Source organism: Streptomyces viridiviolaceus, assembly GCF_014650995.1.
Taxonomy (GTDB): domain Bacteria; phylum Actinomycetota; class Actinomycetes; order Streptomycetales; family Streptomycetaceae; genus Streptomyces; species Streptomyces viridiviolaceus.
Map to the genome: position 1 here is coordinate 375,752 of NZ_BMWA01000004.1, position 9,564 is coordinate 385,315.

Sequence of the window (9,564 nt, forward strand, 5' to 3'; positions counted from 1 at the left end):
GCCGGGGGGTGTCCGTCCTCGGAACGGCGCGGAATCGGTGGGTGACCGGCTCGCCCGGCGTTGACGCGCCAACCGCTGCGGGCGGACACCCCCCGACACGTCCCCTTCTCGCCGTACGCGACCGCGGGTCCGTCGCGGTGCCCGCGCAGCGCCGCGTCACCGCGCGCAGTCACGCGCCGTGCCGCCACGACCGCCAGGCGCCGTGCCGCCGTGACCGAGGGCGCCCGCGCCGCCGTGTCGCGTCACCGCGGGCAGTCGTGCCTCCCCCAGTGCCTGAAGGGCCTGGGAGGTACCCCTGCCCCCAGGGGCGGCACGGGTGGGCGCGGGCGGCAACCCGTCAGCGCCGGGCCGCGTGACCCACCCTGGCCCGTGCCCGTGCCGGGCGCCGGGTGAGCGGCGGACCAGGAGTGTCCGTGCCTGTGCCGGGCGCCGGGTGAGCGCCCGACCAGGAGTGTCCGTGCCTGTGCCGGGCGCCGGGTGAGCGCCCGACCAGGAGTGCCCGTGCCCACGCCGGGCGACAGAGCGAACGCCGGACCACTGTGCCCAGGCCGGGCACGTCACCGGCGGTCGCCCCTACGCGCAGGTGAACCGCGACTCCGCCCAGTCGGCGACAGCCACGGTGTCGACGGGGCTGTGCGGCTCGACCACCAGCCGCAGGGTCTCGCGCCCCGCGATGTCCACATGGACGGGGACCGCCTCGTCCCCGCCCTTGACCATCCCCGAGTTCCACAGCTGGACGCCGTCGCCGTGGACCGAGAAGTGGACCTTGCCCAGCTTCACCGTCAGGTCGTCGACGCCGACCAGCGCGTCGTAGGACGAGCAGGAGCGGTTGAGGTCGATGGTGACGGAGGAGCGTCCGTGCACCGTGACGCCGTGCGCGTACCGCTCACCGGCGATCGAGAGCGCGGACCGCTGCCACACCCAGCTGCTCTCGCCGATCCGCATCTCGGGCCCGGTGCCGTCACCGCTGACGTCGTACTCCAGCTCGCTCCACCGGTAGACGGTCGGAGCGGGCGGCGGCGTCGGTGTCGGTGTCGGGGCGGGTGTCGGCGTGGGGGTAGCTGTCGGTGTCGGTGTCGGTGTCGGTGTCGGTGTCGGAGTGGGCGTGGCGGTCGGGGTGGGTGTCGGAGTGGGTGTGGGGCTCGGTGCCGGGGCCGGGCGGTGCGCGATCACCGAGGGCTTCGGGCGCGGGTCCGGCGTCGGCGGTGCGGGCGTGTCCGGCGCGGGCTGGGCCACCGGCGAGGACGCGGGCGGTGCCGCCTCCGGCTCCTCGGGCGGGCTGTCGTCGCCGGCCAGTGCGAACACCAGCGCCGCGGCGACGCCCACGGTGACCACACCGGCCGCGATACCGGCCTTCACCGGCGCGCCCAGCCCCTCGGAGACCGCCGCGCCGCCCCCGGCGCCCGCCCCGCCGGAGGAGCCGCCGCCCGCCGCGGCGGCCGCGCCCGCTGCTCCTGCCGCACCCGCGCCGCCGGCGACGAGCCCGGCCGCCTTGGCGTACCCGGCGACGCCGAACCAGCCGATGACCGCGACCGGCACCACGGCGGGAATGCCGCTCGCGACCTCCTCGATCTGGCTGGCGGCCAGCCGGCACCTCGCGCACTCCTCCAGGTGCTTGCGCAGTCCCCGTTCGGCTCGCGTGCGCAGCCTGCCGCGGGCGTAGGTGCCGAGCTGGTCGGCATAGCGGGCGCACCTCTCGTCCTCGGTGAGGGCGGCGCTGACATGGGCCTGGAGGTAGGCCTGCTTCAGGCCCTCACGGGCACGGCTGGCCAGCACGCGGGTGCCGTTGGCGTCCAGCCCGAAGAGCGTGGCCACCTCGCTCGGCGACTCGTCCTCGACCTCGGTGTGCCACAGCACGGCCTGCCACCGCTCCGGCAGCGACCGGAAGGCCTGCATGGCCATCGACTGCTCGGCCTCGTGCATGGCGCGGACGTCGGCGCCCAGTTCCAGGGTGTCGTCGTCCGACACCTTGGAGGTGTGTGAGGACTGCGCGGCGAACACCGCGAAGTCGTCGACCAGTTGCTCCCGCTTGGCCGACTGCGTCCAGCCGGCGGCGACCCTCCGGACCGTGGTGAGCAGGTAGGCGCGTACGGCGTACTCGGGTCCGGATCCGCCCCGCACCGCCTGGAGCACGCGGGCGAACACCTCGGCGGTCAGGTCGTCCGCGGTGTGGGTGTCGCGGCAGCAAGTACGCGCGTACCGGCGGACTGCTTCCGCGTGGCGCCGGTACAGCTCCTCGTAGGCCGCGTCGTCACCCGCGCGCATCCGTCCGATCAGCTCGGCGTCGGACGCCGGCAGCTCGCGCGGCGGCGGCAGCACGCTGTCCTCGTGCCGTTCGCGCTGGGCCGGGACACTGCTGCTCTCCGCCGGGCCGACGCCCGGTGGGACCCGCGCCGGCCCCCCTTGACCGGGCACCTGCGGCGGACCGCCGGGCTCTGCACCGCCGTCACCGAGTGAACCGCCCCGCCCGTCAACGCTCATCGCGGAAAGCCCCCGCCACCTGCCCGACCAGTCCCGAACACCGGGTCAGCGTGCCATATCGGCTTTTGGTCAGACCTGCGCTGTGCGCACCATCACTCGTCCGTGGGGAGCTGCCGCAAGGCAGTACCAGAGGTCACCCGGTGAGGGACGGATCAACTGCCGTCCTGCCCGGCCGGGCAGGACCGGGCCGTCCCGGACGGTCCCGGGCGCAGTCGTCCCGTCATGGTGACCGCGGCGGCGCGGACCGGATCCCCGCCCGCCGCGGGCACCGCCGTCTCACGCGGGCCGCGACCGCAGCCCCTCCAGCAGGATGTCCAGCAGCCGGGAAGAGGCCGCCGCCTGCTGCGCCGCGTCCGGCAGCGAGGGCGCCGCCGTGGCTATCACCAGCAGCACGTCCGCCACCGACACGTCCGGCCGCAGCTCGCCCGCCGTGCGCGCCCGCTCCACGAGCCGGCCGACGACGTCCAGCAGCGCCGCCGCCCCGGCGTCGTCCTCCGCGGAACCCGGCGCACCGGCGGACGCACCGACGGGCACCGGCTCCTCCGGCACCAGCCGCAGCTCACCGGAGCCCGGCTGCACGCGCTGCTGCGGCACCCGGGGCTCGCCGGCACCGTCGTCCGCCACCCCCACCCGCAGTACCTGCGGAGGCAGCAGCCGGCCGGCACCCGAGGCCACCGACGTCCGCAGGAAGCGCGACAGCGCCGACCACGGCTCGTCCTCCTGGCCGAGAGCCGCGCGGGCCTGCTCGGTCAGCCGCGCCGTCTCCTCCTCGGCTATCCGCCGCACCAGGACGTCCTTGCTCGGGAAGCGCCGGTACACCGTGCCGACACCGACCCGTGCGCGCCGGGCCACGTCCTCCATCGGCGCGCCGTATCCCAGCTCGCCGAACACCTCGCGCGCGGCGCGCAGCACGTGCTCCAGATTGCGCTGGGCGTCGACGCGCAACGGTGCCGTCCGCGCTCCGTCCCCGCGCCCGCCGCCCGCCGCCGCGCTCACCGCGCCGCCGGTCGCCACAGCGGATGCGGACGACCAATGAGAGTCCTGAACATGCATAGACAATCCCCCGGTAATGACGTCTCCCCCCGGAGACTCTCCCCGCCATTGAAAGCCGGAGCGCGTGGAACAGGCCCGGTTCGGCGGCCCGCCCGTCGCGGACCCGATGAGCGCATCCCCCTCCACCCCGTCGACACGAACATAGTTGAGCGGGAGTCAATTCAGAAGGGGCAGGTTCCGCACGGAGCGCCCCCCGATCGGAGTACGGATCGCATACGCCCCTAATGTGCCCTCTTCCGCCTCCCGGCCCACCCCCACTGACCTGCACGGCTGCTCCGCTCCCCGGCGATCTGGCCGACGCGGCACGCGCTCGGCCTCCGGTCACACAAATTGCCGGGCCTGTGGACAAACGCAAGCGCCGGGTGCGTCATGGGATGGTGAAGGAACGTGCGCGCATTCTCGTTGTCGGTGGCGGCTACGTCGGGATGTACACGGCCCTGCGTCTGCAGCGGCAGCTGAAGGGCGAACTGAAGCGGGGCGAGGCCGAGATCACGGTCGTGACGCCCGACCCGTACATGACGTATCAGCCGTTCCTCCCCGAGGCCGCGGCCGGCTCCATCTCCCCGCGCCACGTCGTCGTGCCCCTGCGCCGCGTCCTCGACCGGTGCCGGGTCGTCGTCGGCGAGGCCAGGTCCATCGACCACAGCGCCCGCACCGCGACCATCACCACCCTCGCCACCGAGGAGGAGGGCACGGGCGCACGCCGGCTGGCCTACGACGAACTCGTCCTCGCGCCCGGATCCGTCTCGCGCACCCTCCCCGTCCCCGGCCTCGCCGACCACGGCATCGGCTTCAAGACCGTCGAGGAGGCCATCGGCCTGCGCAATCACGTCATCGAACAGATGGACATCGCCTCCTCCACCCGCGACCCAGCCCTCCGGGACGCCGCCCTCACCTTCGTCTTCGTCGGCGGCGGCTACGCCGGCGTCGAGGCCCTCGGCGAACTGGAGGACATGGCCCGCTACGCCGCCCGCCACTACCACAACGTCCGTCCCGAGGACATGAAGTGGATCCTCGTCGAGGCCACGGCCCGCATCCTGCCCGAGGTCGGCGAGGACATGGGCCGCTACGCGGTCGCCGAACTGCGCCGCCGCAACATCGACGTACGCCTCGAAACCCGCCTGGAGTCCTGCGCGGACCGCGTCGCCGTCCTCAGCGACGGCGCCCGCTTCCCCACCCGTACGGTCGTCTGGACGGCCGGCGTCAAACCCCACCCGGTCCTCGCCGCCACCGACCTGCCCCTCGACGAACGCGGCCGGCTGAAGTGCACTCCCCAGCTGGCCGTCGAGGGCGCGCCGCACGCGTGGGCCGCGGGCGACGCCGCCGCAGTCCCCGACGTCACCGCCGCCGAACCCGGCCGTGAGTGCGCACCCAACGCCCAGCACGCCCTCCGCCAGGCCAGGGTCCTCGGCGACAACGTCGTACACGCCCTGCGCGGCGAGCCTCTCGACACGTACGCGCACAAGTACGCGGGCTCCGTCGCCTCCCTCGGTTTCCACAAGGGCGTCGCCCACGTCTACGGACGAAAGCTCAAGGGCTACCCCGCGTGGTTCATGCACCGCGCCTACCACCTCAGCAGGGTTCCCACCGTCAACCGCAAGGCGCGCGTCCTGGCCGAATGGGCGCTCTCCGGGCTCTTCAAACGGGAGATCGTCTCCCTGGGCTCACTCGAACATCCCCGTGCGGAGTTCGAACTCGCGGCCGGTGGAAAGCCTTCTCAGGAGCCGCCGGGAGACCCGAAGGGGTCGTCCTGAGCGGACTCAGGAACTCCCCTGGCCGGCCCGGCGTCTGACGGATGTCGGCCCGGTCGGCACCCTGCCAGACTGGTCCACGAGCGCGGACGGGCCACCGCTCGCCCCGCGCGGCCCCCCGGGACCCGTCCGGTTCCGGTGCCGGCCGCCGACAACTACACGAGGCAAGGATTCGTGAACTTCACGCGCTGGAGCGCCCGACTCCCCGGAACGCAGCGCCGCGCCGCAGCGCGGACCGACACGACGGTCTCCCAGGACCGGCGGGGAGACGGCTCCGTGCCCGCCGCCCGCACCGAACAACTGACCGATGAGGCGCCGCCCGTACCCGCCGTCGACGACCTGCCCGTGAGAGACGTCCTCGACCGCGTTCCCGCCCTCGTCGCCCTGGTCCACGGACCCGACCACCGCATCGCCTACGTCAACGACGCCTACACGGCGGCCTTCGGCGCACGCACCCCGGGCGCCCGCGCGCGCGAGGCCCTCCCCGAGCTCGACGAACTGGGCCTCTTCCCGCTCCTGGACCAGGTCCAGCGCAGCCGCAGACCCCGCACGCTCAAGTCAAGGAAGGCCCCCGACGGGCGCTCCTACACCTTCACCTGCACCCCGGTGACCGAGGGCGACGCCGGCGGGGTCCTCGTCTTCGCCACCGACGTCACCGACCACGCCGAAGCCGCCGAACGCCTGCGCACGAGCGAACGCCGCCAGCGCGAAACGGCCGTCACCCTCCAGCGCTCCCTGCTCCCGCAGGAACTCGAAGAACCCGACGACCTGCGCATCGCCGCCACCTACCACCCCGGCGGCACCGAGGCCGCGGTCGGCGGGGACTGGTACGACGTGATCACCCTCGGCGGGGGCCGCACCGCCCTGGTCATCGGCGACGTCATGGGCCGGGGCGTGCGCGCGGCGGCCGTCATGGGCCAGCTCCGCACGGCGGTCAGGGCCTACGCCCGTCTCGACCTCCCCCCGCACGAGGTCCTCCAGCTGCTCGACGGCCTCGCCACCGAGATCGACGCCAACCAGATCGCCACCTGCGTGTACGCCATCCACGACCCGAACGAGGGACGGCTGGTGTACGCCTCCGCGGGCCACCTGCCCATCCTGGTCCGGGACGAGAACGGCACCGTCCGACGCGCCGACGAACCCACCGGCCCCCCGCTCGGCACGGGCGGCTGGATGCACACCTCGGGCTCGGTCTCCCTGACCCCCGGCTCCACCGCCGTCCTCTACACGGACGGCCTGGTGGAACGCAGGAACGAGGACCTGGACGAGGGCATCGCCGCCCTGGAACGCGCCCTCGCCGGAGCGACCGGCAGCCCGCAGGTGGTCTGCGACCGCCTGGTCCGCTCCGCAGGGGTCACGGCCGACCACGACGACGACGTGGCCGTCCTGGTCCTCCAGCATCCCGCCCGCACCGGCCCCGACGCCGAGCTCTTCCGCAACGCCGCCCTGGAACTGCTCGGCGGTGTGGAGGCGGCCCCCCGCGCGCGTGCCTTCGCCTCCGGCGTCCTGACCAGCTGGCGCTTCCCCGCCGAACTGCACGACCTGGGCGTACTGGCCACCAGCGAGCTGGTGGCCAACTCCCTCCAGCACGGCACGCCCCCCATGCGGCTGCGCCTGCGCCGCACCGACCGCCGCCTGATCATCGAGGTCACCGACGGCGACGACCACCTGCCCAGACGGCGCCGTGCGGAACCGGCGGACGAGTCCGGCCGGGGCATCGCCATCGTGGCGACGATCGCCTCCAACTGGGGGTGCAGGCGCACCCCCGGCGGCGGAAAGGCGGTCTGGTGCGAATTCGTCCTGCCGAAGCCGTGACGGGCGGCAGCTCCGTCACGGCTGCGCTCACGACCTTGCTCAGGCCTCCGCGGCGGCCACGGCGTCGGCGGGCGCTCCGCCCTTCGTGACCACCCGGCTCCGTGCGAGCGCCGGCTGGTTCTGGACGTCCGTGAGCTGCCGCCCAAGGCGCACCGCCAGCACCGTGATCCCCAGCGAGAACAGCAGGAACACCACGATGTACGGCGCGTGCAGCGAGGCACCGAGCGGTCCGCCCACCGCCGGCCCGATCGCCAGTGCGAGCTGCTTGACCAGGGCGAACGCCGAGTTGTACTGCCCGGCCATCCCGGTCGGCGCCAGGTCGGCCACCAGTGGCGCCAGGGTCGGCGACAGCATCGCCTCACCCAGCCCGAACAGCGCGTACGTCGAGATGAACGCGGCCGTCGCCATCGCCTGGCTGCCGTGCCCCAGCCCGGCGTACCCGGCCACGGCCCACGCCACGGCCCAGATCAGCCCGACCGCGGCGATGACGCGCGAGCGCTTCCGCCGCTCCACGAACTTCAGCACCGCGAACTGCGCGACGACGATCATCAGCGTGTTCGCCGCCAGCGCCGTGCCCAGCGCGGACGTGGAGATCCCGGCGGCCTCGACGCCGTACGCGCTCAGTCCGGACTCGAACTGTCCGTAGCAGGCGAAGAACAGCACGAAGCCCAGCACACACAGCTGCACCATGGCCCGGTTGCCCAGCAGCTGCTTCCAGCTGCCCCCGGCCGACTGCCCCGGCACCTCGGCCACGCGGGGTGCGTGCGGCGTCCGCACCGTAGCCATCACGGCGACCAGCACCAGGAACATGGCCGCCTCGATCGCGAACAGCAGCGTGAAGGACGCGGCGCTGGAGGTGTCGACGAGATGCCCGCCGATGAGCCCGCCGACGCCGAGTCCCAGGTTCTGCAGGAAGAACTGCATCGCGAACGCCCGCGACCGCGTCTCCGCTGTCGAGCAATCCACGATCATCGTGGCGAGCGCCGGCTGCATCACGGCTTGGCCGGCCCCCAGCGCGGCGGCGGACAGCAGCACGGTCGCCGCCGACGCCGACAGCCCGAGGCTCAGCGCGCCGAGCGCGGCGGTGACCAGGGCGACGAGCAGCACCGGCAGCGGGCCCCGCCGGACGATCGCCCGCCCGGCGAACGGCAGCACGATGAGCGCGGCCACGGCGAAGACGGCGAGTACGAGACCCGCCGTCACGGAACCCAGTCCCCGCACCTGCGCCACATAGACGTACAGGTAGGGAACGGTGAAACCGAGCCCGAACGCGCTGAGTGCGTTGCCCACGTGGATCCGGCGCATCGCTGCGCCCATCGCCCTGGTCACGTTCACCTCTCTCAGGTAGCCAGTCCCAGCAGTTATGACTGAAGACTTCAAAGCTAAAGTTCGATACTAAAGAGTATACAGTGAAGGACTTCGATGCAAAGGAGTCGCGTGCCATACTGCGGACCATGGGCGACACCTCCGGCGCCGGCGAGCCGACACTCGAAGAACAGATCGCCGCCTACCAGCGCGAGTTCCAGGACCTCGACCCCCAGGTGGAGAAGATCGTTTCGGCGCTCTCCCGGCTGAACCGCCGTATGAACGTCGCGTACGGCCGCCAGACCGCCGAGCTCGGCATCAGCAACGCCGAGTGGGAGGTGCTCAAGGCGCTCGTCCTCTCCGGCGCCCCCTACCGTCTGGGCCCCAGCGACCTTGCCAAGCGCCTCGGCCTCACCCCGGCAGCGATGACCCACCGCATCGACCGCATGGTCGCCGAGGGCCTTGTGACCCGGGAGCGCGACGAGAACAACCGCGTCCGCGTCATCGTGGAGCTGACGGGCGAGGGCCGCGAGAAGTGGCTGGCGGCCATGCGCCTCGCCTCCGTCTTCGAGGAGGACCTCCTCCAGGACCTGTCCCAGGAGGAGCGCTCGGCCCTCGGGGAGGTCCTCACCCGCCTCCTGCGCAGGGTGGAGCACGCCCAGCCCGACGCGGGCGGCCGGCTCACCGACCTCGACTGAAAAGATCTTGACAGGGGGTGCTTGACACCCCCCGACCCGATCCGTAAGGTTCTCCGGGTTGCCACGGGGCCGTAACGGTTCTGCGGCAGCACCTCCGCCGCAGCAGCGGCACCTCAAACCACCAGCACGACCTCCCAGCGGGAACGATTTCGGCATGCCCGAATTCAATTCCGGCCGCGATTTGAGAATCGCGGAGAGAGTCCGCTAAAGTTTGAGACGTCGGAACGGCCCAACGGCCGCGAAGACAACCCCCTCTGACGGGGAATCAGAGCCCGAAAGGATCTGATAGAGTCGGAACCGCCGGAAAGGGAAACGCGAGAGCGAGAACCTGGAAAGCACCGAGGAAATCGGATCGGAAAGATCTGATAGAGTCGGAAACGCAAGACCGAAGGGAAGCGCCCGGAGGAAAGCCCGAGAGGGTGAGTACAAAGGAAGCGTCCGTTCCTTGAGAACTCAACAGC

The 9,564-nt window shown here is 72.6% G+C and carries 6 protein-coding genes; 3 read left to right on the forward strand and 3 right to left on the reverse strand.

Annotated elements, in window-relative coordinates:
* Positions 1–573: 573 nt before the first annotated feature.
* Complete coding sequence (locus IE260_RS07710; protein WP_189869702.1) at positions 574–2,481, reverse strand: sigma-70 family RNA polymerase sigma factor; 1,908 nt, start codon at positions 2,479–2,481, stop codon at positions 574–576.
* Positions 2,482–2,757: 276 nt separating this feature from the next.
* Positions 2,758–3,534, reverse strand: a complete 777-nt coding sequence (locus tag IE260_RS07715) for a TetR/AcrR family transcriptional regulator (RefSeq protein WP_189869703.1) — start codon at positions 3,532–3,534, stop codon at positions 2,758–2,760.
* Between the two features lie 374 nt (positions 3,535–3,908).
* Here IE260_RS07715 and IE260_RS07720 point away from each other — a divergent pair, with 374 nt between their 5' ends.
* Together IE260_RS07720 and IE260_RS07725 are read left to right on the forward strand one after the other, a co-directional pair.
* On the forward strand, positions 3,909–5,288 hold the full coding sequence (locus tag IE260_RS07720) for an NAD(P)/FAD-dependent oxidoreductase (RefSeq protein WP_189869704.1): 1,380 nt from the start codon (positions 3,909–3,911) through the stop codon (positions 5,286–5,288).
* A gap of 171 nt (positions 5,289–5,459) precedes the next feature.
* Positions 5,460–7,100 (forward strand): ATP-binding SpoIIE family protein phosphatase, encoded by a 1,641-nt coding sequence (locus IE260_RS07725; RefSeq protein WP_189869705.1) that lies wholly within the window; start codon positions 5,460–5,462, stop codon positions 7,098–7,100.
* 39 nt (positions 7,101–7,139) lie between these two features.
* On the opposite strand, the gene IE260_RS07730 is transcribed toward IE260_RS07725, so the two are convergent.
* Positions 7,140–8,417 carry an MFS transporter gene (locus IE260_RS07730; protein ID WP_189869735.1) on the reverse strand — a complete coding sequence of 426 codons (1,278 nt, stop codon included), beginning with the start codon at positions 8,415–8,417 and terminating at the stop codon, positions 7,140–7,142.
* Between the two features lie 137 nt (positions 8,418–8,554).
* Here IE260_RS07730 and IE260_RS07735 point away from each other — a divergent pair, with 137 nt between their 5' ends.
* On the forward strand, positions 8,555–9,103 hold the full coding sequence (locus tag IE260_RS07735; protein WP_189869706.1) for a MarR family winged helix-turn-helix transcriptional regulator: 549 nt from the start codon (positions 8,555–8,557) through the stop codon (positions 9,101–9,103).
* Positions 9,104–9,564: the final 461 nt, after the last annotated feature.